This window comes from Bacillus sp. S71 (assembly GCF_016625265.1).
Lineage (GTDB): Bacteria > Bacillota > Bacilli > Bacillales > Bacillaceae_G > Bacillus_A > Bacillus_A cereus.
The window spans coordinates 1-24,398 of sequence record NZ_JACVUW010000003.1 but is presented as its reverse complement, the minus strand read 5'-3'; the positions used below and the strand labels follow the sequence as shown (position 1 = coordinate 24,398).

The following is a 24,398-nucleotide window of genomic DNA, read 5'->3' as shown; positions in this document are numbered from 1 at the left end:
TTACCATACAAATAGCCCAACGAGCATAGCACTTAATAAAGAAACAGCCATCCCGCTAACAAGAAGCTTCCAAACATTTTTACCGATGACTGATGATTTTTCTCCGCCAAATAATGAATTGTAAGTTCCGTAAATCATACCTACTGTACTAAAGTTAGCAAAAGAAGCTAGAAATGTCGTTGCAACCGCAACCGTATGCGGTTGTAGCGACTTTAAGTTTGATTTTAAATCCATCATTGCAACAAATTCATTCGTCGTTATTTTGATCCCCATTAATTCAGCTACGTACATAGCATCACTGCCTGATAAACCGAGTAAAAATGCAAAAGGACTAAAGATAATGGAGAAGATTTTTTGAATTGTTAACCCCGTTACAAAAAAGCCTAAAATCCCATTTAAACATGCTGTTAAAGCTACATATCCAATTACCATGGCTAAAATAACGATAACCATATTCATCCCGACTAACATACTGTTTGAAATAGTAGAAAAGAAATCCTTTTTTTCATGTTTGGAAGGTGTGTAAACAACGTCTTCTTCTTTCGAAACTTCCACAGGATTTAATACATTGGCTAAAATTAATGCGTTAATACAGTTTAATGGGATTGCACTGAAAATATATGTTGCTGGAACCATTGATAAATAAGCACCAAGAATGGATCCGCTAACGCTACTCATACTCATAATTCCAAAAGTTAATAATCGATTTTCTTTTAAAACAGATAATTGATCACGAACAACCGCAAGTGCTTCGGTGTTTCCTAAAAACATCATTTGAATCGAAAAGAAACTTTCTAACTTTGGTAAACGAGAAATCTTTGAAATAACTGCACCTACTTTATCAATAATCCAAGTTAAGATTCCAAAATAAGAAAGAATATCAAAGAACGTGATAACAAAAATGATAGGAAGTAACGCGCTAAAGAAGAAATCAATGTGTGGACTGTCCATAGCGGAAGGAAATGCAAATCGAATTCCTTCATTCGCACATGCCAGTAGCCAACTGAAAAATGACGCAATTTTATTAATGATAATACTGCCTAGCTTTGTGCCCAACATAAACCACGTAATAAAAAGCTCCAATATGATGAGGATTACAATTGGTCTCCATTTTATATGTTTTTTATTAGGCGAACATAAGAAAACGATTAATATGACAACGAAAATCCCTAACATATTTAATATGAAATGCATGTCAACCACTCCTTGAGCTTTATTATTTGTATATAAAAAAGCTCTTATTCTTCTTAATTTAGAATGAATGTGGTTTAATTTATATTTTTGTAAATTCTAAAAGAATAGAAGGTAAAATTCGATAAAAATAGAATTTAATACATAGCAAACAAGGAGGGGATAAAAATGGAGGTCTATCACATAAAGAGTAAAAAGAGGGAAACATACAACGTTCAGGTGAAATATTCGATACTTTTCGAATGTGCACTTGGCATTGCAGCAATTACTCATAAAAGGTTAATTGATACACTTGAAAAGACTGAAAGTGAATGGGAAGGAATTAGACAATCATTAACAAATGAGATGAGAGAACACTTACAGTTTGTAGAAGAACATAATACGTGGAAAGCATTGCTTCAGTTGTTGTATGAAGAGGATTTTCAGGATTTATCGCAGTTTCATGCTAAAATCGATTCACTTTCAGAAGAAGATTTGAAGTATATATGTTTACCGTTTTTAGGAGAGAAGTATGAAGAGAAAAGACGTTTAGCTGCAACGGGAGTTGTATGTGCAATACACGAACTAAAGGAACTAACAGATGATCATCAGTTTTATTCTACTTATATTCGCTTTATATGTGATGTAGATGTACAAGTGCTGAAATCTCATTTAATTGCTGTTATGACAGGTTGGTATGAGAGTGTAATTAAGAAAGAGGAAGAAGAAATATTTTCTATATTAAAACGAGATTATGAAGCAAAAAATGAAATGAATAAAAAGATGAAGCCGGAAGAGTTTGTCGAATGGGCGACTGGCGGAGTGAACTATATGCCAGAGCCAAGTGTTCATCACGTACTTCTTATTCCGCAAATGACGTACAGACCGTGGAATATTGAAGCAGATATTGAAGATACGAAAGTATTTCATTATCCAGTTGCGAATGAAAGCATTCATCCCGAAGATCCGTATGAGCCGAATTATTTTTTAGTTCAAAAACATAAGGCTCTTGGGGATGAAGCGAGATTGCGAATTGTAAAAATGTTGTTTGAAAAAGAACGTACTTTACAGGAAATAACGGAAAGATTGCAGCTTGGAAAATCGACAGTACACCATCATTTGAAATTGTTACGTGCAGCGAAGTTAGTTGATATACATGACGGAAAATATGTATTAAGGAAGAAAGCAGTACAGTCGTTAGCAAAAGAATTAGAAGCGTTTTTGAATAGATAATATGCAACAAGAATGTACATAAAGGGAGGAATTTAAGAGAAAAGTTGGTGAGCTATAGTGAAGAGTGTATTGAAAAATCGTTCTTTCTTTTTTATGTGGATTGGTAGTGCAATCTCAGAATTAGGAGGGGCTTTCGGAACGTTATGTAATTCAATTCTAGTATATGAATTAACAGGATCGGAAATGGCTTTAAGTAGTATGTGGCTATTATATTTCATCCCATCACTCATATTGCAATTAATAAGTGGCCCATTTATTGATAAATGGAGCCGGAAGTGGATTATGATTTGTTCACAATGGATACGAGCGTCCGTATTCTTATTACCTTTGGTGATGCTAGTTACAGGTAGTATAGAAGTTTGGCACATTTATGTTGTTCAAATTGTAGTAGGACTTATTACACCACTTTATACACCTGCAAGTCAAGCAATTACACCGAGCATTGTAGGGAAAGAACAACTTCAAGATGCAAATGCGTACATTGATGGAATGACTCGCCTTATGATGTTTCTTGCGCCAGTATTAGGCGGAGTAGTCATTCATTTGATTGGAACAGAACTTACATTATCTTTCGTATGTATTTGTCTATTTGTTAGTGGTGCTTTCTTATTTTATATAAAAGAAAATAGAACGTCGCAACCTATTCGGAAAACGTGGCTAGAACAATTTCTTCACGGTTTTACATATTTTTCCACAAAACCAATCATCGTTTGGCTCGGTATATTTCTTACTTTCGTACAATTTGGAGTTGGGGTAACGATGGTCACAAATCTTCCTTATATAAAAGACGAGCTATCAGCGGGATATGCGGAATATGGTTATTTTATGGCCGGATTCCCACTTGGCTATGTAGTTGGATCTATACTAGTCAGAAAAGTAACATATAAAAGCCGGCGTATACTTATGCTCGGAGGATTGTTTATAGGGGGACTCACATACATTTCATTAGGATTTAATCATAGTATTATCATTGCAATAATAATTGAAGTAATAGCAGGGATTTGTATTGCATTTTTCAATGTTCATAACACGACAATATGCCAACAAACCGTCCCAAATAATATGATAGGACAAGTATTTTCAGTGCGTTTATTTTTTATACGATCCGCTATGCCATTAGGTGTGTTAGTAGGGGGAATATTGAGTGAAATGTGGGGAGTAAGAGCGCTATATGTAATCATCGGTGCAATTATATGTGTTACATCTTTAATAGGAATGTTACTTCCATATTTCAAATTTTTAGATGAGGCGATAGAAAAGAAATCAGCATAATTCAAAAAATTAAAACTTTACAATTGAAAATAATTATCATAATCAATTATAATAGAAGAATACTAGTATTCGTATAACAAAGAGGGAGTGGGATATATGTTTATCGAAACGAAAACATTTACAGTAAAAGAAGGTACATCAAATATAGTTGTAGAACGTTTCACTGGAGAAGGTATTATTGAAAAATTTGAAGGCTTCATCGATTTAAGTGTTCTTGTGAAAAAAGTAAGACGCGGCGACGAAGAAGTTGTCGTAATGATTCGCTGGGAATCTGAAGAAGCATGGAAAAACTGGGAAACAAGTGAAGAACACTTAGCTGGACATAGAGCAGGCCGTGGTAAACCAAAACCAGATCATATTATTAATGTGGATCATGCAGTTTATTATGTAAAATCATCGAAAGCGGCTTATCAGCAGTCGTAATATATAAGTAGAGGATACATGTTGTAAAAGCAAACATGTATCCTCTTTTTTTATTACTGGGGGGATGGGAATGATAGAAAATCTTTCATTCATTTAAAAAACGTTCTAGGCTATAGAAAAAAATATTAGACTTATAAAGCATAGTCTTAGATGGAACGCTTGAATATCTTGCCTTACATATTTAAGTGTTATGAAAATGAGTCTATATACCTTCTGTTTAAAAGGAGATGAGTACATGAAGCTGAATCATTTAAATTTATGTGTTGATGACTTATCAGAAGCGAGACATTTCTTTGAAACATTTTTTGATTTTCAATTTTTGGAACAAAAAGGGAAAGCACTTGTAGTTATGAGTGATGAGAGTGGATTTATACTTGTGCTAAGTGATCCAAAAGCATTTAAAGGGAATAAGGAAGTTACGTATCCGGAAGCTTTTCATATTGGTTTTTTAGTGGATACTTCAAATGAAGTTGATCAAGCGTATAATCGTTTAGTAGCAGGCGGCATTGAAATAGATAAGGAACCTTATTCGATGCGAGGTAGTAGTTATGGTTTTTATTTTACAGTATTTAATGGCTTATTAATTGAAGTGTCTTGTCTTGATTATAGAGAAGGTAAGAAAGTTTCAAAGCTTAATAGTAATCACCAAGAGTAATCATTTGAAGGTGTATAAAATTTAAGTATGTATCATATTAGAAGACGAATTAAGAAAGTTTCACTGTAAAGTAAAAAAGACAGACTAATAAATAGTCTGCCTTTTTACATTAATTCTTCACATCATCATAAAGTTCAAGTGCCTCTTTCACATTCAATCCATTTTTCACAATACCATGTATTGCTTGAATCATCGCAGCTGGGTGCTCGGATTGCCATATGTTTCGGCCCATGTCTACTCCGATAGCGCCTTCTTGCAATGCATTGTACGTAATGTTTAATGCGTCTTCAATTGAATCTAGTTTTGGGCCGCCCGCGATGACGACTGGGGCAGGGCATGTGCTAGTTATTTTTTCGAATCCTTCGCAGTAATACGTTTTAATAATATCAGCACCCATTTCAACACATACGCGGGAAGCAAGTGCTAGAAAGCGAGCTTCACGTTTTTGTAATTCCTTTGCGACTGCGGTAATGCCGAGTACTGGTAGGCCGTAATCATGAGCTTCAGAAACTACATTTGCGAGATTTGTAACAGTTTGTGTTTCATAGTCTGATCCGACAAAAACAGAAACGCCAACGCCAATTGCGTTTTGCTTCACTGCTTCCTTCACAGGTGTAACAATTGTTTCATTCGCTAAATCTTTACCGACGACAGTAGCGCCGCCAGATACACGCATTACCATCGGTGTGCAGCAGTTTTCAGGAATGCAGGAGCTAAGTACACCGCGTGTTAAAAAGAGGGAGTCTGTATAAGGAAGTAAGTTTTTAACTGTTTCAAGTGGTTGTTCTAGCCCGTGAATTGGCCCTAAAAAGTAGCCGTGATCTATTGCTAACATAACCGCTCTACCATCAGGTAAAATTGTATTTAATCGATTTTTAAATCCCCAAGTCATTCAAAATCACTCCTTCGTTAATGTTGGATTTTCCGTTTGTACCGTATCTTTATTTGGTAAATGTGGTGACTTTATAAAAACAGCTTTAAAAGGTTTGTCAGAATGGTTAATCAGATAGTGAGATTCATGAGGGCGAACTTGCAGGACATCACCTTGTTTAATCGGAACTCTTTCGTTATTTACATAGAAGTCTATTTCACCTTCTAACGCATAAAAAACTTCTTCACACGTTGTATGGTAATGATTTTGAAATTCTTGCCCAGGCTGAATGACAACAAGACCAAGATCAATATTCGGGCCTTGTATTAAATATTTCGGCCCGTTATCACCGAAGCGATAGGAGAAATCATTTTCATTCGCTTTTAACATACAGTTCACTCCTTTATGTAAATGAGTTACAGTGCACCAGGTGCAATCCACATATGTGTTGTAAGTCCTTTATCAGCTAAAGCGAGCTGACTGCTATACACGGTTTTCCATGTTTCATAGAATTCTTTGTATAGCTCGTGATTTTCAGTGACTGGTTCAAATGTATTTTCCCACTGTACAAATTGTTCGGCAGTCTCTTCCATAGATGAATATATGCCAGCGCCAACTCCAGCAGCAATTGCAGTTCCTAAAGCAGCCGCTTCTTTCACAACTGGTACTTTTACAGGAATGCCGAGTACGTCTGATAGAATTTGTGGCCATAGTTTCCCTTTAGCGGCACCGCCAGCAAAAACAACTTCAGAAGGGAATGTACCAGTAAGATTTTCAATTAGTTTTAAGTTTCCAAGTGTAACGAAGGCCGCATTTTCTTCAATAGCACGGAACATTTCTTTTTTTCCGCATTTGTCAGCGTCTAAACTTAAATTTAAGAATGAAGGTGCGGCATGACGCCAAGAAATGTAGTTCATAACGTTTGAAAAAGTAGGGATAATACCATATGAACCGACAGGTACGTCTTTCGCTTGTTCTTCTAATAATTCATAAGCGTCTACACCGAGTTTTTCAGCGAACTTTTTTTCTTCTTGGCAAAAAGCGTCTCGAAACCAACGCATAACGAGGCCAGGGAAAAAGGCAATCGTTTCATATTGCCAAAGGTTCGGAACGACGTGACAATTTACTCGAATTGCAGCATTTGGATCCGTTGTTGACTCTGTAATATTCACTTCCTGTTGCCAAAAGCTGCCGCCGCATATTAAAGTTTGATTTGGCTTTACGACTCCAGTCCCGAGTGCTGCCATTTGAGCATCACCGCCACCAGCGACGACAGGAATCCCTTCAAGTAAACCAGTTAGTGCTGCACACTCTTTTGTAACATTACCAATTACAGTGCCAGCTTCATTTACTTTTGGTGAAAATGGCAACGTTATACCACATTCTTTAGCGACTTCGTTATCCCAATTTCTATTTTGTAAATCAAAGATTCCGGACGTACAACCGTTGGAAGGATCGATTTGCAGTACGCCGCTTAATTTATACAAAATCCAATCATTTAACATCGAAAAGGATTGAATATTGTTGTAGATGTCTGGTTCATGTTTTTTAATCCAAAGTAGACGTGGTAAAGCACCTAATGAAAAAGTTTGCCCAGATTTTCTGTATAAATCTTCTTCAAGATGTGAGCGGATTTCTTTTAGCTCACTAACTTCAGCGGATGCACGGCCATCAACATTTGCACATGCCCATATTTCTTGCCCATTTTTATCATATAAAACAAAACCTTCTCGCATACTTGTAGCGCTAATAGCTTGAATAGAAGAGGGAAGTATATTACTTTTTTGCAGAACTTCTTTCGTACACTGTTGTACAAGTTGCCAGTTTTCTTTTACATCAAAATTCATAGAACCGGGGTAACGAGGATCAGTTTTATGAACCCATTCTTTTTGGCTTACTGCAATTTGATTGCCATGTAAATCAAAGAGAACAGCTCGAATGCTTCCTGTACCAGCATCGAAAGCTAATAAAGTAGACATTAAGAATCACCTTCCTTTCTTAATAAGGAGAGCGCAGTTTCTTCATCAGTAATTAATGTATGAATAAATTTCCCTTTTAAAGCCCCATATATGGCATCTATCTTTTGAGTACCTCCAGCCACACCAATGACATGCTTCATACTGCGAAGAATCGTAAGTGGTGTGCCAATTAGACGATTATGATGCGAGAGCTCTAATAAATCACCATTCGTATTATAAAACTGTCCTAAAATATCGCCCGCCCCGTTTTGACTTCGAATATATGTCATTTCACGTAGCGTTAATTTTTCTTCTTTTACAATCGTAGCGTCTTGAGATAACCCGCCAATACCGACAACTGCCGTATGTGCAAGTGAAGCGACATGAAGCATATCTTTCACACTTGGTTCTGATAAAATACTTTGTGCCATTTCAGTAGAAGATGCTAGAAAAGGAGTAGGAATAATATGAAGATCACCTTGCATGTAGTGTAAATAGTTTTGTTTTCTTGGAAGATAGTGGTTTACTCCGCCTGTTAGCGTTACGAATGAAAGATTAATAGAACTTTCAAAATGAATGTTTTCTAGCATTTTACTTATTGTTTCACCCCAGCCGATGCCGAGTAAATCACCTTGTTGGAGATGAGTCTCTAAATATTGTGCAGCGGCTTTTCCTAGAGAAGTAGCATAATTGTCTATTGGAGTAGGGATAATAAAGGCATCTTTCAAGTGGAACTTTTTCATTAAGTCACGTTCAATGCTCAAGCAATGCAAACCGGTTCCTTTTACATGAAATGTAACGATACCTTCACTGCGTGCCTTATCTAATAACCGGACGACTTTATTTCTTGAAATATGAAGAAGTGAAGCAATCTCTTGTTGTGTTAATTGATCTTTATAATAGTACCAGGCTACTTTAGTTAATAAATTTTCTTCAAAGTTCAGCTGTGACATACTCTTCATCCCTTTCAACAATTGACCAATGCTTAAACATATGTGTCACATATTTTGTTTATTCCAGTTGAAACGATTAATAGTACATTGAAAAAAGTGTTCTAGATATGAAAAAAGGAATATACAATGCTACAAAACAAGTAGAACAAATAATCATTTTCTCAAAAAATGTTCTGGATAAAGGCAGGTGACATCATGTGGAGAATGTGCCCTTATTACAAGTGAAGAAAATGAGTAAGGCGTTTTCGAATCAACTTGTGCTAAAGGAAGTGAACTTACAAGTAGAGCATGGTGATATATACGCTTTAGTTGGTGGCAATGGCGCCGGGAAATCGACATTAATGAAAATATTAACGGGGTTATATTCGTATGATAGTGGAGAAATGTATGTGAAAGGAAAGAGACAGCAGTTTGTAAATCCAAAAGAAGCACACCAAGAAGGGATTTATTTAATACCACAAGAACCGCTCATTTTTCCGCATATGACCATTGAAGAAAATATATGTATCGGGTTAAAAGAAAAGAAAAAGAAACTAAAAGTACAGATTCAGCAATTGATTAGCAGCTTAGGATGGGATATTGACCTTAATAAACTAGGAGGAACATTATCGATTGCGCAACAACAGTTAGTAGAAATCGTTAGAGGATTAATACGAGAAGCCGAGATTCTTATTCTAGATGAGCCAACATCGACATTAACAACTCATGAAATTAAGAGTCTTTTTGTGTTGATGAAAAGTTTACAAGAAAAAGGAATTGGGATGATTTATATTACGCATCGCTTTCCAGAAATCTTTGAAATTGCCAACAAAGTAGCAATACTACGTGATGGAATGATTGTAAGCCAAGGTGATGTATGTGACTATACATATGACATGCTGATGGAGGGACTATTGCCAAAAGGATATAAACAGAAAGAGAAAATAGAAGTAGTTCAAGAGACAGCAAAGACGAAAAAAATATTAGAAGTGGTTGATATAAATGGTCACGCATTCGAAAATATATCATTCACTGTACATGCGGGTGAGGTTGCAGGTGTTGCTGGCATTATAGGATCTGGCAGAACGGAATTAGCGGAAGCGATATTCGGATTGAAAGCTATAAAATCAGGTTCTATTTTATTAGAAGGAAAATCAATTGATACATGTTCTTTGCATAAAAGACTAAGTGAAGGGCTCGTTTATGTGCCGGAAGATAGGGCGAGAAATGGAATTTTCTCAATTGTATCTGTCAAAGAAAATGTTACTGCAGCATGTTTACAGCACAATAATCGCTTTTTTATTAACCGAGAAAAAGAAAGCGCTTTAGTGAAGTCATTTATAGAAAAGTTCCAAATTGTTGTATCAAGTATGAATGAAGAACTTACATCTTTATCGGGAGGTAATCAGCAAAAAGTCGTACTTGCGAAATATCTCGCGTGTAATCCAAAAATCATTATTCTTGATGAACCAACTCGCGGAATTGATGCAAAAGCGAGGCTTGAAGTGTATGAGACGATAGAAAAAATGAAAAGGGAAGGACTCGCCATATTATTAATTTCTTCAGATGTTGAGGAAATTGTCCAATTAGCTAACCGTGTATACGTCATGCGAAATGGTCAATTTGTTTCTCATTTGGAGAAAGAACAAATAAGTGTAGAAGAAGTTACACGTCTTGCATACGGAGGTGTAATGGAATGAAACGTATGTATAAAGTGCACGAAACGTCTATCATACTGTTACTACTAATTTATATAGCTATTGTCGGGATGATAAATCCTAATTTTGTTCAGTTTAACTCATTATCATTAATGATGAAATCAAGCGTTATTTTAGTCGTTCTAGCAATTGGCCAATCGTTCGTTTTATTTACGAAAAATATAGACGTATCAGTTGGCTCAATTATGGGATTAAGCGCGGCAGTTTGCGGGATGTTGTTAACGAACGGGTATAATGCATTCATGTCAATTCTTGCTGCGATAATGCTTGGTGCTATTATCGGTTTCATAAACGGGATTGGCGTTGCAAAGTTTCGGGTACCAGCCATTATTATGACATTAGGGATGCTAGGAATTGTTAGAGGTGCAATGTTAATCTTCACAGGCGGGAAGTGGATTGAAGATATTCCAAACGATTTTAAGCAGCTGTCATCTATCATCATTCTTGGTTTACCTATAACTGTATGGTTCGTTTTTATTATTTTACTACTACTATACTTCTTTTTAAGAAAAGTGCCATTGGGAAGATACTTTTATGCGGTAGGTGATAATGAAGATGGCGCGAGGCTTATTGGTATACCTGTTAATAAAGTGAAGATATATGCGTTTATGATTTCAGGCATAAGCGCTGCGCTCGCTGGTTGCATATTTGTTATGAATATCGGGTTCGTCCCAAATCAAACAGGTACAGTATTAGAATTACAAGTAATCGCAGCCGCTGTACTAGGAGGAATTCATTTAAAAGGAGGAACAGGTTCTATATTTGGAGCCGCATTAGGAGCATTGTTTCTAGAAGTGATAAGCAGCTCACTCGTCTTTTTAAAAATACCAGCATTTTGGAATAATGCCATTTCAGGCTTTTTATTATTACTCATCATCATATTAGATAGTGTTATGAAAAAGTGGAAGGCAAAAAGGAGGATGAATCTATGAAGTATTTATATAGATGGGAAGGGGTTCTAATTGTATTACTTCTTATAGAATTCATCCTTTTTAGTTTTATAAATAGTGATTTCTTAAATATTAGTAATCTCCTTTTTAGTACAAATGATTTCCTATTTATCGCAATTGCGGCGATACCAATGACTTTCGTTATTGTAACAGGAGGAATTGATGTATCGGTCGGATCAATAATGGGGCTCACTTCGATCTTGATTGGTGTACTTTGGATGAACGGAATACCTATTTTGTTTGCTGTCATAATCGCCCTAATAATTAGTTGTTTAGCAGGTGCTTTAAACGGACTCATTATAAAAATGACAGATGTAGAACCACTCGTCGTTACACTCGGAACGATGTTTTTATACGGAGGAATTGCACTCGTCATTTCAGGAGGAGCAGGTGCTTCTGGATATGAAGGGATAAGCGGTTTACCTGATACTTATGTACAACTAGCAAATGGTAGTTTTATAGGAATACCCAATTTATTATGGTTACTTATTTCATTAACAATTGTATACACAATTTTGTTTCACCGAACGATATATGGACGCTACGTAAAATTAACAGGTGCGAATGAAAATACAGCAAAATACACCGGGATTAAGACGAAGAAAGTAGTAATCATTGCTTACATACTTTCTGGGTTAGGAGGTGGATTAGGGGGAGTTTTCTTAACTGCATATTTCGGTTCTGCACGTGCTGATATAGGAAGTGAAACAATATTACCAATCATTACAGCAGTCGTATTAGGCGGGACACTTATTACAGGTGGAAAAGGAAGTATTTTCGGTACTGTACTTGCAAGTATTTTTATAGGCCTTATGCAATATGGCCTACAAATGACAGGCTTAACAAATGAACAATCAAATGTCGTAATAGGTATTATCCTTATTCTTTCAGTTATTATGAGACATTTCAAATTACATCAATTTTTAGCGGGGAAAAGACAGAGTTGGCATAAGGGGGAAATGTCATGAAGAGAAAACTGGGGATTGTATTGATTGTATGTATTTGTTTAATAGGTTTAATCGCTTGTTCCAGTCAAACGGCAGATAAGAAAAAAGCGGATGATGTGAAATTTGCATTTATCCCGAAATTAACTGGAGTTGGCTTCTTTACATCGGGCGGTGAAGGAGCAAAGGAGATGGGAGATAAGCTAGGCGTACAAGTGAAATATGATGGGCCGTCTGAAGCGAGTGTATCAGGGCAAGTAAAGTATATAAATAATTTTATTAACCAAAATTATGATGCACTTATGGTTTCCTCTACATCAGTTGATGGTTTATCGCAATCATTGCAACGTGCTAAGAAAAAAGGAATGACTGTCTTAACGTGGGATTCTGATGTGAATCCCAAAGACCGTTCTTTTTATATAAGTCAAGGGACACCAGACCAACTTGCTAACTTATTAATTGAAATGACTTCCAAGCAAATTGGAGATAAAGGGAAAGTAGCGTTCTTTTATTCTAGTCCAACAGTAACGGATCAAAACCAATGGGTAACGAAAGCGAAAGAAATTATTAAAAAGAAATATCCGAACTGGGAAATTGTAACGACGCAGTACGGTGAAAATAATGCACAAAAATCTTTATCCGTAGGGGAGAACATATTAAAAACGTATCCAGATATTAACGCAGTTATTTGTCCAGATGCAACAGCACTCCCAGCCATGGCGCAAGCAGCTGAAAACTTAAAAATGGATAAAAAAGTAGTGGTAACTGGATTTTCTACACCGAACGTTATGCGTGATTATGTAAAACGAGGAACAGTACAACAATTCGGATTATGGGATGTCAAACAGCAAGGTGCGTTGGCAACTTATGTAGCAAATGAGATTGTTGTAAAAGGAAAGAAGTTAAAAGTAGGGGATAGCTTTGAAGTAAAAGGAATCGGAAAAGTGAAAGTAGAGCCAAACTCCATTCAAGGATATGATTATGAGGCAGAAGGAAACGGAATTATCGTATTGCCAGAACGAGTTGTATTTACGAAAGATAATATTGATAAGTATAATTTTTAGTAGACAAAAAAAACGTCCGAATATATCGGACGTTTTTTTTATTTCTTCATTAATTATGAACAGTTTCTTTTTCGTTTAATCCAAGTGTACGACCAGTCGAAGTGTGAAGATCTTGGAACAATCTTGGATTTTCAGTTAGTGAAATGCCATATGAAGGAATCATTTCTTTTATTTTTTCTTCCCATTCTACCATGCGGCTTGGGAAACATTTTTCTAATACTTCAAGCATGACGTGAACAGCAGTAGAAGCACCTGGTGATGCACCTAGTAATGCGGCGATTGAGCCGTCAGCTGCACTTACTACTTCTGTACCAAATTGAAGTGTTCCTTTACCGCCAGCATCAGTATCTTTAATTACTTGTACACGTTGTCCAGCAACTACAATATCCCAATCTTCACTTTTCGCGTTCGGAATGAATTCGCGTAATTCTTCCATACGTTTTTCGTGCGATAACATAACTTGCTGAATTAAGTATTTTGTAAGTCCCATTTCTTTTACACCAGCAGCTAACATCGTTAAGACGTTATTCGGTTTTACAGAACCGATTAAGTCAAGGTTTGAGCCAGTTTTTAAGAATTTAGGTGAGAAGCCTGCGAATGGTCCAAACAGTAAAGCTTTTTTATTGTCTATATATCTCGTATCTAGATGAGGTACAGACATTGGCGGAGCGCCAACTTTAGCTTTACCGTATACTTTCGCATGATGTTGCTCTACAACTTTTTGGTTTTTACATACCATAAATAGTCCACTTACCGGGAATCCTCCGATATGCTTTGATTCAGGGATACCCGTCTTTTGAAGTAGAGGTAGACTACCGCCACCACCGCCAATAAAGACGAATTTAGCAGTATGATGCTCAATTTTACCACTATTCATATCGTGTACTTTTACTTCCCACAAACCATTTTTCGTGCGCTTAATATTTTCGACACTATGCTTGTAGTTTAGCTCGACATTTTTTGTTTTTAAGTAATCAAACAACATACGTGTTAATGCACCGAAGTTAACATCTGTTCCAGAGTCAATCTTCGTTGCCGCCATCGGTTCATTAGATGTGCGGCCTTCCATAATGAGTGGAAGCCATTTTTTTAATGTTTCAGGAGCATCAGAAAATTCCATTCCTTGAAACAGTGGATTTTTTGAAAGCGCTTCAAAACGGTTTTTTAGAAATTCAACATTTTTTTCCCCTTGTACTAAACTCATATGAGGTAGTGGCATAATAAAATCTTGTGGATTACGAATTAATTTGCTCTTTACAAGATATGCCCAAAATTGTCTTGAAAGCTGGAATTGCTCATTCACTTTTACAGCCTTACTAATATCTATAGATCCGTCAGATTTTTCGGAAGTATAGTTCAGTTCGCATAGCGCAGAATGCCCTGTACCTGCATTATTCCATTCGTTAGAGCTTTCTTCCCCGGCACTTGCGAGTTTTTCAAAAACTTTAATTTCCCATTCTGGTGCTAATTCTTTTAGTAATGAGCCTAACGTTGCACTCATAATTCCTGCACCAATTAAGATAACGTCTGTTTTTTGCTGCATGTTGCTCATGATAATCTCTCCATCCCCTATATTGGCAAAAAAGTGTAGGTGTTTTCTATGTCTAAGCCGTAAAAGAGAAACACCGCCTAGGCCCCACCTAGGTGTATACCTTTTTTGTCTCAATTATATAACCATCTCATACTCTATTATAATAATTAATAGACTAAAATATCTAGTGTTATCTGATAATTTTAAACTATTTAACGTTTTATTCGCTAAAAATCTTATTTAACAAGCTCTTTTAAGGTGATAAATAGAAAAAAATTACAGTTTGAAATTATCTCGAAAAAGCTTACGTATCCTTAAGTGACTAAATCGAGTACCTTTTTATAGGATTATTCTTTCTATAATGGTAAGATTATTCTGAAAAATAAAAAGGAGGGACTCTAATGTGTACAAAAGAACAAATTTCAAACTTATTTCGAAACTTTTCAATAAAGGAATGTAAAGGGTCAAGTGATTTATATGAATATTTATCAATGAAAATTGCTGAAGATGAGGAAGTACTTACACTATCGTCCTATGCTCAGGTAGGTCAACCAGTCCCAAACTTACTATTAGGTGCAGTACATTATTTATTGCTAGCAGGGAAAGAACATCATTTAAAAACGTATTATAGTAGTTTAGTTGAAAATGCTGATACAAATTTAGATAAAGCTTTTAATCATTTTAAAGATTTCTGTAAAGAGTACCGAGAAGAAATCATTACTTTGTTACAAACGAAACTCGTTCAAACAAATGAAGTAAGAAGGTGCGCATACTTATACCCAAGTTTCTGCTACATATTTAACAAAGTGAAGAAGCCGTTAGCGTTAATTGAAATTGGGACAAGTTCTGGGTTGCAACTGTTCTGGGACCAATATAGTTATTCGTACGGGACGGATGAAATGTACGGAAATATAAATTCAAATGTGCATGTAACTTCTGAAATAAGAGGGGAGAATGTACCGCATTTTCTAAAAGAAAGCCCATCTGTCGTAGAAAGAATCGGACTGGACTTACATGTGAATGATTTACATAATGAGGAAGATTATTTATGGTTACGTGCTTTAATTTGGCCAGAACATAAAGAAAGGCTTGAGATGTTTGATCAAGCTGCATCTTTAGTGAAAAATGAATCTGTCCAATTCATAGAAGGAGACGGTGTAGAGCTATTATCATCTATTATTGAACAAATAAGTGAAGAAGCTGTTATTTGTATTTTCCATACACACGTCGCAAATCAAATACCAGAACAAGTAAAACATAAGTTAGAAAAACAAATACAAGAAATTGGCGCAAAACGTGATGTATTCCACCTTTATAACAACATGTGGGATCGTGACCTTCATATTGATTATTATATTAACGGAAACGAATATCGTGAAACGGTTGGAGAAACAGAAGGGCATGGGAGATGGTTTAGCTGGAAGATTGGAAATGAGACGCTTATTTAGATTAATATGGGTGCTCTCACTTGTAAAAGGTTCAAGCATTGACTAAATGACTAAGGAATAAATTTATTAGTACCATACAAAAAATGCTTGGGAGAAATCCTAAGCGTTTTTTGTATTACATTTAAACCCCATAATGGATCATGTACTTTTGTTCTGCTGTAGCTTGTTCAATTTTTGAAGCTAACTCATTCAGCTCATCAGAATTTTTGAAGAACTTTGAAGATGTAACTGTTTCATAGAATATTGCTAATGATTCAGGCGGGATAATTGTAATACCGTAATAAGCTAAACCGTATTCCTGATTTTTGACTGTATGAAAGTAGGTTTTCATAATTGATAAATTTCGATTTAAGCTACTGATAATATCATCATCAACAGAAATACAATGATATTTCTCTGGTGTATAATCTTCGTAATTTTTTTGAGAAGTAAAATCGTCAATTATTCCAAAATCATGGACACATGCCATCATTATCATCCTTTCAATTTTAATAAAGTGAGTTCTATTAAAGTAAAATGGTCATTCGTTTAAGTGTAATAGAAATGGTTATGTAGTTCATAAAATATCTTCGGTTCTTCTTCGTGAAGACAGTTTATTTATCGATAAACTCATCGGGAGCCCAAGTGGCGATTTCATTCCCAGGTGCAGCGACTACAAGCCATTGCTCACATAGAACACCAGATTGCCAACATTCATAATAATCATGAAAACCATTTACAAAAATAATTTGTCCACTCTCTAATGTAATAATTAAATGAGGGCTTTCTAAGCCGAGTCGTATATCGGTAACTTTTTGTCTTCTTATCTTAAATATTCTTTCATATTCTTCTTCCTCAGAATAAACTTCAAATTCATCTTCATTTAATGGGTATCTTTTTTGAGGTTTATTAAATAAACACCATTTGGATTCGATATTGATATATAATTGTCCGTCATAATCAACTGAGTCGTGAAAGTTTGTGAAATGAATCTTTATAGCGGCTGGAGAAATACCAAATTGTAATCCATCAACTTGTGATCCGATGAATAGATTTTTCAACACTTTTTCAGCGTAAATTTTATCCTCTTGATTCATTCTTGAAATCCTCCTTTTCTTAAAAATATACCTTATATTTTTATTGTAATAAATAAATTTTCATGTAAAATGAACCTTTTGTGAAAAACGAGCGAATATAGTGTGAAAGATTACGAGAGGGGAACGAAACTTTGGATGAAGTACAATTAAAAGAATGGCTATATAAAATGGAGTCTGGGGACCAAGAAGCCTTTCAGATTATTTATGAATATACATGTAAAGATATTTATAGAACAGTAGTATTTTTAGTAGGAAGTCAAAACCAAGATGTAGACGATATAGTTAATGAAGTGTACATCAACATGTGGAAGTCCATAACAAACTATGATATGAATCGTTCATTTCGTTTTTGGTTACATGGACTAGTTGTCAAGGAAGTACAGGATTGGCGTCGTAAATCGTGGCGACGATTTCGAATCTTTGAAAAGAAGAAAATGTATGAACAAGATCGGTCTTACATAATGGATGAAGCTATTTTACATAAAGAAACACGAAGTGAATTAGTAGAAGTTGTACAAAATTTATCTTATAAACATCGTGAAGTAGTTATTATGCGTTACTTCCATGAATATAGATTGGATGAAATTGCTGCACTTCTTCAAACCCCTATTGGTACAGTGAAATCTCGACTACACACAGCACTAAAACGATTAAGAATGGAAATGGAGCAAATGCCAAACGAAAGGGAGGAAGAAGTAAATGGATTTTGAAAGATATGTAACAAATGAACTAAAAAGAAAAGCAGAGAATATAGAGCCGTCTCCAAATTTAGATAATAAAGTGCAAACCTCTTTTTATAAATACCAACAGTCGAAAATGAAAAGGAAGGTTTCTATGAAGAAAAAGTTATTACTTGGGTTTGTAGCTGCGGCAATTTTAATACCGACCGGTACTTTTGCAGGTACAACATTAATGGATAAAATTGTAGGGACACCAGAAAAAGCAAGACAAGATATGGGAATGACTGAGGATGGTTATAATGGCGTAATGGAACGTATAGAAATTGCTAAAAGTATATTTACAGAAAAGGACTTTGATAAGTATGTAACTTTATTACAGGAATCGTACTATTTTTATAAAAAAGTAAGTGTCGTAGAGAATGGAAAAAGACAATATACAGCAACCGATCGTCTAAATGCTGATGAAGAAACGAGAGATAGAGAAGTAATGGAACAATTACATACATATGAAGAAAGAATAGATCAACATTTTACCTATACATTTGAACAAGCTGAACAAATAACTGGTTTTCCGGTTAAGTATCCAACGTATATTCCAGTTGGACATCAATTAGTATTGGAAGAGGTAAAAGCCGAAGCAACACTTGGAAAACCTATGCCGCTTATTACGATGAGATATGAAAATCAAAATGTAAAAAAACAGCCACATACTTCAGATGCAGAATTAGGTTTTACAATTCATCAATTAGAAATTGTTGAAGGAGAATATAAAGATTACTTTATTGATAGACCATTTGATAAACCATCTGAAAGAGGACCTAATTTTACTGGAGATATAAAGAAATATAAATTAAATGGCTATAACGTTACATTCGGTGAGTATAAAGAATCGCATGTACGGGCTATGAAAATAGTTGTGCCAGCAAGGGAAGGAAGAAATGCATATCAAGTGTATATAAATGATAGTATGTTGTCTAAAAATGAGCTTGAGAAAGTTTTACTTTCGGTGGTGGAATAGAGAATGAGATTTCAGAAAAATGAAAGTAACTAGTTACTTTCATTTTTCTTTTATGATAATATGTAAGTAAGTACTTACTTACATATTGATTGGAGGAATAAAGATGGGGAAATTAACAGCACGAGAAAAAGTTATGGAAGCTGCTACGTTATTGTTTGGTGAAAAAGGATATACAGCGACAACAATTCGTGAAGTAGCAGAAAAAGCAGGGGTAAACGAGTTAACGATATTTCGTAATTTTAAAAATAAGGAAAATCTTTTTAGGGAGAGCATTATATTACGTACGACACCAGTGGCTTTGTTAGATGAAATAGAAGAGCAGTTTACTGGTGATTTACATAAGGATTTGACGAAAGTGGCGGAAACATACATTCAAATCAATTTGCCAAAGCTAAATTATATTTGGGCTGCGCTAATAGAATCAAGACAAAATAGTGAAATGAAAGCATTACTACATGAGTTGAATTCACATCTAGTGAACCACTTAGAAAAATATTTAAAGCAACTTGGTGAGAAGGGACACATTTCTACCTGTAATTACCGTTTGATAGCGAATATGTTTTATGGACAATTGTTTTTATACATTATGAATGTAAGTATATCGGAAGAAGAAATTCAATTAGAAGAGTATATAGAGACATGTGTAAATTTATTTGTGAGTGGCATTTTAAATCAATAAAACGAATAAGGGTGGCAGAAATGAGGAATAAATTTGCATTAATAGCTTTAATTGCAGGCTTTTTTATGGCGATTTTAGATTCAAATATTGTGAATATCACATTACCAGAAATGACAAAGACATTTCATACTTCAATTGATACAATTTCTTGGGTTGCTAATAGTTATAATGTTGCCTTTGTATCGTGTTTATTAATTGCAGCACGTCTGGCGGATCAGTTTGGTCGCAAGAAGCTATATATTATTGGTTTATTGGGATTTTCTATTAGTTCGTTTATGTGTGGTATAGCCACTTCTTTTCATACATTAGTAGCTTTTAGGATAATACAAGGAATTTCCGCAGCAGTTATCGTACCAGTTGCTATGCCGCTAGGTCTTAATTTAGTACCGAGAGAGAAACAAGGTATGATAGGAGGCATCATGGGAGCTTTTGGGGGATTAGCAGCGGCAATTGGCCCTTCACTTGGAGGCATTTTAACTGACAAATTGAATTGGAGCTGGGTGTTTTTTATTAATGTTCCAGTTGGTATATTATCTTTCATCTTCGTGATTCTTTGTATTAAGGAATCCTATGATCATGCTGCAAGCTCTAAAATAGATTGGGCAGGTATGATTACTTCTGCATCTGCACTATGCTTACTTGTATATGCACTCATACAAGTAAATACAAACCATTTAAGCACGATAAGCTTAATACTTCTTTTTATGCTCTCACTCATAGGTTTTATATTATTTTTTATCATTGAAAAGAAAAGTGAAAATCCAATGTTGCCATTAAAGTTATTCACAAATAAAGAGTTTTTAATCTCGAATTTTTCTTTATTCTTTGTTGGAATGGGATTAATGAACTTTTTGTTTATACTTGCTTTTTATTTCGTTCAAGTAGAAGGTATGTCTGAATTACAGTCAGGTTTAATAATTAGCACACTAGCGATTGTTTCAATGCTTGTTACAGTAATCGTAACACCAATTGCAGCAAATCGGGGAAGCTCATTAGTAGGTAGTATAGGGCTATTAACATTTATCGTAGCATCATATTTATTTAGTCAAATAGATTCAAATTTTACTACATGGGATTATATTTGGCGATTAATAATCGTTGGGATTGGAACTGGGTGCACATTAGCACCGTATACAACAACAGCAGTTTTAAGTGTACCGATTGAAAAGTCAGGTGTTGCTGCAAGTATATGTAATATTTCTAGAACAGTTGGAAGTATTGTTGGGATAGCAATACTGGTGATGTTTCTGAATCATCAGTTGTTAGTTGAAAAAGAGAAGATAAATAGGGAAGTAGTGAAGGTGATTAAAAAAAGTGATTTGTCAAATTTAGAAAGGGAACAAGTATTGCAAGCAATAAATAAAAAACAACAGATAGTATTAAAAACTGATGAGGAGAACAAGATTTACAAGCAACTAAAGGAAAAATATAAGCAAGGAATTATTCGTAGTTATAATTTAGTATTTCTAATGGGTAGTACTATATTTTTTATTGCTTTTGCTTTTAGTATAGGAAGAGTCATTATAAGTAAAAAGAGAAATGAAAGAGCCTTTATACTAAACTGCTAAATAAACAATATAACATGCATGTTTACTTAGCAGTTTGAAAAATATTTAAACAGTTAAAAAAGCGGAATACTTTGCGGAAAGTTAAAGACATTTTTCGGATCATATTTTGCTTTTACTTCCATTAATCGGTCAAAGTTGCAACTGAAGTATGCATCTGGCCAATTTTTAATGGATAGGTCAGGAGTATTAACATAGACACCTTTTGTAAATGGAAGCATTGCCAAACGGAAGTCTTCAACCCATCGAATACTTCCGCCAGCACCTTCTGGTTGCTCCCAAGTAGCGAATATTGACATGTTTGATAGTGCTTTTCGGTAAAAGTAAGCAGTCGCCTCATTTGGCACCTCAGCAACAGCACCGCCTAATCCGTGGAAAAATACGGAGGTGGTGGAAAAGGGAGGTGCATTATTAATAAAGTGATCGATAATGGATAGTCCTTCTTCTGGTAATAGTTCATATACATATGGACCAACACTTTTAAATGGTAAAGGTGTTGCAGGTTGCTTCTCAGCTATTTTCGTTGCTGCTTCTGCCCATGGTATTTCTTCGATAGTTACTTGCATTGGTGAACCGGCTTTTAGTAATGGCTGTAGTAGCATCTGCAATTCTTGAACAGAACCGAGAAATACACCTTGCATTAATAATGATGGTTCTAATCCTGCAGACATAAAAAGAGTAGTTGTAAGTCGTTTATTAGCGCAAGGTAGCGTATATTCTTGCCAAGAGGTTAATACAGGTTTTAAATCTGATATCCCCCAGCTTATTTCTGCAAATCCTACCGTATTAATTTTATGTGTTCGAAACTTAAACGAAGTACATATTCCAAAGTTACCACCACCAGCACCGCGCGAAGCCCAATAGAGATCGGAGTTACACTTGGCGTTAGCGCGTATTATACAACCATTCGCGTCTACCATTTCTAATTCAAGTAAATGATCGAGAGTTAATCCAAACGGACGAGAGAGAATACTATGTCCGCCACCTAAAGTAACACCTGCAATCCCGGGAGTAGGACAAACACCACTCGGCACAACTAATCCTTCAGCAGCAAGTGTTTCAATTAAAGAAATATTTCTCCATCCAGTCCCGATAGTTACAGTTCCATTATTGTGATCTATTTCTAATTGCTTCATTTCACTTACATCAATTACAAGACCAGCATTACTGACGGATAATGCCTCATAATTATGACGTCCAGAGCGCATGCGTATAGGAACGTTATGTAGCCTTGACCAGCGAACAGCGTTTACTACATCCTGCGTATTTTGAGCAAAAATAATGATTAACGGAAATTTGTTGAAGAATGTATTGAATTCTTCACGCGCTGAATTATAATCAGGATCATTAGGTGTAACGATACGACCAGTAAGTTCAATTTTTTGATTATTCATTTCAGTCATCTCTCCTTGACGTGAAATATTTATAATGTGGAAATACAGAACATAAAGAAGAACTGACAATACTTTATAAGTAAATGAATAAAGGAAAAGGATTATTCCAATAAAGAAAAAGGCAGTGCTACATAAGTAGCACTGCCTTTTTGTAATTATATGTATGTGCTCAAAATTTCCCCAGGTAATCCATCAATCTCACAAACTTTCTCCGATGTAAAACCTACGCTTAGTAAAATTTTGCGAGAAGGGATATTATTTGGATCGATCATTGCTTTTAGTACGTTTACATCTGTTTGCTTCACTATTAAAGCTAGATGTTAATTTTTGATTATGTACGTACATACAATGTGTAATTAAGTGAATGATTAACATAGTAATTACAGAAAAGGGTGAATGAAGCATATGAATCAATTTGAGCAAATGATGTACGTTGGTATCATCATGTCTATTGTACTATCCGTAATGATTTTAGGGTCCTTATATTATAATCCTCGACTTTCATTAACTGATTATCCGAAAGATATTCAAAAAGTAGTTTTTCCAAAATCGATTCATGAAAAAAAGCAAACCATTTACTTTAATATTGTATACAATGCTATTCTTTTCGGTTGTCCTTTCGTTTCTACATATATATTACATAAGCATGAAAAATTATTGTATATTGATGCTTATTTACACACTTTTGGTATTTTAATGATTTTCAATTTAGTAGATTTACTTATAATTGATTGGCTAATTTTTTGCTGGATTACTCCAAGGTTTGTTGTGATTCCTAGTACGGCAGGTATGAAAGGATATAAAGATTATAAGTTTCATTTAAGAGGGGCTATAGTCGCTACTCAAATTTTAGCAATCGTAAGTTTATTTTTGGCGGGAATTGCAACAACTATTTAGTGTGAAGAAGGGCATGAAGCTTTTATAAAAGATAAGGAGATTTATAATATATAGAATTAGAAATAAGAATTTGTTAGTATTGAAGTGAGGAGTTTTAATAACAGTATATTAAGCCGTATTAATATACTGTTGCAAATGTTTTGATATTATGTAAAATTATACAATTTTACAGAGACATTTGATAAAATTCAAAAAAATATAATGGAGGCTAATATGAAAAAAGTAATTGGCGCAGCAACAGCAACTGTTTTTGGATTGGGAGCGTTTACCACAACTGCTACCGCAGAAACAATCGTAACAGCAGATGTACTTAACGTACGTGAAAAACCGACTACAGAATCAAAAGTGGTCGAAAAAGTAAAGAATGGGCAAGAGTTAAAAGTCATCAATACCGAAGATGGCTGGTCAAAAATTGAATTGAACGGTAAAGAAGTGTTTGTAAGTTCGGAGTTTACAAAAGATGTGTATCATGTAACGGCGAATTTGTTAAATGTACGTACCGAAGCAAACACAGATTCAGAAATTCTTGGCAGACTAAAAAAAGATGATGTAATTGAATCAACGCATCAAGTAAAAGACGGATGGTTGGAATTTGAGTATAAAGGAAAAATTGCTTATGCAAACGTTTCTTTCCTATCAAGTACAGCACCAACTGAAAAGAAAACTGAAGAGAAAACGAAGCAAGTAGCGAAAGTACAAAAATCAGTTAAAGAAAAGAAAGAAGTAAAGACGCAGAAAGTAGCAAAAGCGAAAGAAACAACGAAAGCACAAGAAATAGTAAAGCCTAAAGAAGAAGTAAAAGTTAAAGAAGAACCGAAAGCACAAGAAATAGTAAAGCCTAAAGAAGAGGCAAAAGTTAAAGAAGAAGTAAAAGTTAAAGAAGAAGTAAAAGCACAAGAAATAGTAAAGCCTAAAGAAGA

Annotated in this window: 24 protein-coding genes and 1 pseudogene; 15 read left to right on the top strand and 10 right to left on the bottom strand. The window is 35.1% G+C overall.

The genetic code is table 11. From position 1 onward, the window contains the following. A complete protein-coding gene (locus IBT51_RS07140; RefSeq protein ID WP_000545482.1) occupies positions 1–1,194 on the bottom strand; it encodes a NupC/NupG family nucleoside CNT transporter in 1,194 nt (397 codons plus the stop codon). Positions 1,195–1,359: 165 nt separating this feature from the next. On the opposite strand from IBT51_RS07140, the gene IBT51_RS07135 reads away from it, so the two are divergent. From IBT51_RS07135 to IBT51_RS07120, 4 genes are all read left to right on the top strand, one after another. Next, complete coding sequence (locus tag IBT51_RS07135) at positions 1,360–2,403, top strand: ArsR/SmtB family transcription factor (protein WP_048565498.1); 1,044 nt, start codon at positions 1,360–1,362, stop codon at positions 2,401–2,403. 57 nt (positions 2,404–2,460) lie between these two features. Further along, positions 2,461–3,675 carry an MFS transporter gene (locus tag IBT51_RS07130; protein WP_200458224.1) on the top strand — a complete coding sequence of 405 codons (1,215 nt, stop codon included), beginning with the start codon at positions 2,461–2,463 and terminating at the stop codon, positions 3,673–3,675. Between the two features lie 96 nt (positions 3,676–3,771). Then, positions 3,772–4,098 (top strand): heme-degrading monooxygenase HmoA, encoded by a 327-nt coding sequence (hmoA, locus tag IBT51_RS07125; protein WP_000469496.1) that lies wholly within the window; start codon positions 3,772–3,774, stop codon positions 4,096–4,098. A 235-nt stretch (positions 4,099–4,333) separates the two neighbouring features. Continuing rightward, the gene (locus IBT51_RS07120; protein ID WP_000773084.1) at positions 4,334–4,753 is read left to right on the top strand and encodes a VOC family protein; all 420 of its coding nucleotides are present in this window, start codon (positions 4,334–4,336) and stop codon (positions 4,751–4,753) included. A gap of 109 nt (positions 4,754–4,862) precedes the next feature. Here IBT51_RS07120 and lsrF read toward each other — a convergent pair whose 3' ends face one another. From lsrF to IBT51_RS07100, 4 genes are read right to left on the bottom strand one after another with little or no spacing between them, the layout of a single operon-like run. Next, positions 4,863–5,645, bottom strand: coding sequence for a 3-hydroxy-5-phosphonooxypentane-2,4-dione thiolase (gene lsrF / locus IBT51_RS07115; RefSeq protein WP_200458225.1), 783 nt, complete (start codon positions 5,643–5,645; stop codon positions 4,863–4,865). 6 nt (positions 5,646–5,651) lie between these two features. Continuing rightward, positions 5,652–6,014 (bottom strand): cupin domain-containing protein, encoded by a 363-nt coding sequence (locus tag IBT51_RS07110; RefSeq protein WP_000909986.1) that lies wholly within the window; start codon positions 6,012–6,014, stop codon positions 5,652–5,654. 26 nt (positions 6,015–6,040) lie between these two features. Further along, positions 6,041–7,603 carry an autoinducer-2 kinase gene (lsrK, locus tag IBT51_RS07105; protein ID WP_200458226.1) on the bottom strand — a complete coding sequence of 521 codons (1,563 nt, stop codon included), beginning with the start codon at positions 7,601–7,603 and terminating at the stop codon, positions 6,041–6,043. Further along, positions 7,603–8,553, bottom strand: coding sequence for a sugar-binding transcriptional regulator (locus IBT51_RS07100; RefSeq protein ID WP_140155490.1), 951 nt, complete (start codon positions 8,551–8,553; stop codon positions 7,603–7,605). Before IBT51_RS07100 ends, lsrK begins: the two co-directional genes overlap by 1 nt. Before the next feature lie 179 nt (positions 8,554–8,732). On the opposite strand from IBT51_RS07100, the gene IBT51_RS07095 reads away from it, so the two are divergent. The 4 genes from IBT51_RS07095 to lsrB are packed head-to-tail and all read left to right on the top strand — an operon-like array spanning position 8,733 to position 13,190. Further along, positions 8,733–10,214 (top strand): sugar ABC transporter ATP-binding protein, encoded by a 1,482-nt coding sequence (locus tag IBT51_RS07095; RefSeq protein WP_140155491.1) that lies wholly within the window; start codon positions 8,733–8,735, stop codon positions 10,212–10,214. After that, entirely contained in the window at positions 10,211–11,164 is a 954-nt protein-coding gene (locus IBT51_RS07090) for an ABC transporter permease subunit (RefSeq protein WP_200458227.1), read from the top strand. The genes IBT51_RS07095 and IBT51_RS07090 overlap by 4 nt, the downstream gene beginning before the upstream one ends. Further along, positions 11,161–12,150, top strand: coding sequence for an ABC transporter permease (locus tag IBT51_RS07085; protein ID WP_000876510.1), 990 nt, complete (start codon positions 11,161–11,163; stop codon positions 12,148–12,150). The genes IBT51_RS07090 and IBT51_RS07085 overlap by 4 nt, the downstream gene beginning before the upstream one ends. Continuing rightward, on the top strand, positions 12,147–13,190 hold the full coding sequence (gene lsrB, locus IBT51_RS07080; RefSeq protein ID WP_000823652.1) for an autoinducer 2 ABC transporter substrate-binding protein LsrB: 1,044 nt from the start codon (positions 12,147–12,149) through the stop codon (positions 13,188–13,190). The genes IBT51_RS07085 and lsrB overlap by 4 nt, the downstream gene beginning before the upstream one ends. A gap of 49 nt (positions 13,191–13,239) precedes the next feature. Here the strand turns inward: lsrB and IBT51_RS07075 are convergent, their stop codons facing one another. Beyond that, entirely contained in the window at positions 13,240–14,742 is a 1,503-nt protein-coding gene (locus tag IBT51_RS07075; RefSeq protein ID WP_000069161.1) for a malate:quinone oxidoreductase, read from the bottom strand. Between the two features lie 380 nt (positions 14,743–15,122). Here IBT51_RS07075 and IBT51_RS07070 point away from each other — a divergent pair, with 380 nt between their 5' ends. After that, positions 15,123–16,169: a DUF2332 domain-containing protein gene (locus IBT51_RS07070; protein ID WP_053564153.1), complete on the top strand. Its 1,047-nt coding sequence runs from the start codon at positions 15,123–15,125 to the stop codon at positions 16,167–16,169. Positions 16,170–16,290: 121 nt separating this feature from the next. Here IBT51_RS07070 and IBT51_RS07065 read toward each other — a convergent pair whose 3' ends face one another. Both IBT51_RS07065 and IBT51_RS07060 read right to left on the bottom strand, forming a co-directional pair. Further along, positions 16,291–16,641 carry a short-chain dehydrogenase gene (locus IBT51_RS07065; RefSeq protein WP_140155492.1) on the bottom strand — a complete coding sequence of 117 codons (351 nt, stop codon included), beginning with the start codon at positions 16,639–16,641 and terminating at the stop codon, positions 16,291–16,293. Positions 16,642–16,762: 121 nt separating this feature from the next. Next, positions 16,763–17,245 carry a hypothetical protein gene (locus IBT51_RS07060; RefSeq protein ID WP_043924677.1) on the bottom strand — a complete coding sequence of 161 codons (483 nt, stop codon included), beginning with the start codon at positions 17,243–17,245 and terminating at the stop codon, positions 16,763–16,765. Between the two features lie 131 nt (positions 17,246–17,376). Between IBT51_RS07060 and IBT51_RS07055 the strand changes: the two genes are divergently transcribed. The 4 genes from IBT51_RS07055 (at position 17,377) to IBT51_RS07040 (ending at position 21,190) form a co-directional block, all read left to right on the top strand. Then, a complete protein-coding gene (locus IBT51_RS07055; protein WP_053564154.1) occupies positions 17,377–17,955 on the top strand; it encodes a sigma-70 family RNA polymerase sigma factor in 579 nt (192 codons plus the stop codon). Continuing rightward, positions 17,945–18,943: a hypothetical protein gene (locus tag IBT51_RS07050; protein ID WP_053564155.1), complete on the top strand. Its 999-nt coding sequence runs from the start codon at positions 17,945–17,947 to the stop codon at positions 18,941–18,943. Before IBT51_RS07055 ends, IBT51_RS07050 begins: the two co-directional genes overlap by 11 nt. A gap of 103 nt (positions 18,944–19,046) precedes the next feature. After that, entirely contained in the window at positions 19,047–19,622 is a 576-nt protein-coding gene (locus IBT51_RS07045) for a TetR/AcrR family transcriptional regulator (protein ID WP_050844045.1), read from the top strand. Positions 19,623–19,642: 20 nt separating this feature from the next. After that, positions 19,643–21,190, top strand: coding sequence for an MFS transporter (locus IBT51_RS07040; protein ID WP_200458228.1), 1,548 nt, complete (start codon positions 19,643–19,645; stop codon positions 21,188–21,190). A gap of 53 nt (positions 21,191–21,243) precedes the next feature. Here the strand turns inward: IBT51_RS07040 and IBT51_RS07035 are convergent, their stop codons facing one another. Both IBT51_RS07035 and IBT51_RS07030 read right to left on the bottom strand, forming a co-directional pair. Further along, complete coding sequence (locus tag IBT51_RS07035; RefSeq protein ID WP_088022200.1) at positions 21,244–22,581, bottom strand: FAD-binding oxidoreductase; 1,338 nt, start codon at positions 22,579–22,581, stop codon at positions 21,244–21,246. Positions 22,582–22,736: 155 nt separating this feature from the next. After that, a pseudogene (locus IBT51_RS07030) lies at positions 22,737–22,889 on the bottom strand (GNAT family N-acetyltransferase); the annotation flags it as partial. A 97-nt stretch (positions 22,890–22,986) separates the two neighbouring features. Between IBT51_RS07030 and IBT51_RS07025 the strand changes: the two are divergent. Further along, on the top strand, positions 22,987–23,478 hold the full coding sequence (locus tag IBT51_RS07025) for a hypothetical protein (protein WP_016512657.1): 492 nt from the start codon (positions 22,987–22,989) through the stop codon (positions 23,476–23,478). A 213-nt stretch (positions 23,479–23,691) separates the two neighbouring features. After that, positions 23,692–24,398, top strand: a 707-nt coding sequence (locus IBT51_RS07020) for an SH3 domain-containing protein (RefSeq protein ID WP_267911560.1), incomplete at its 3' end; no start/stop codon positions are given.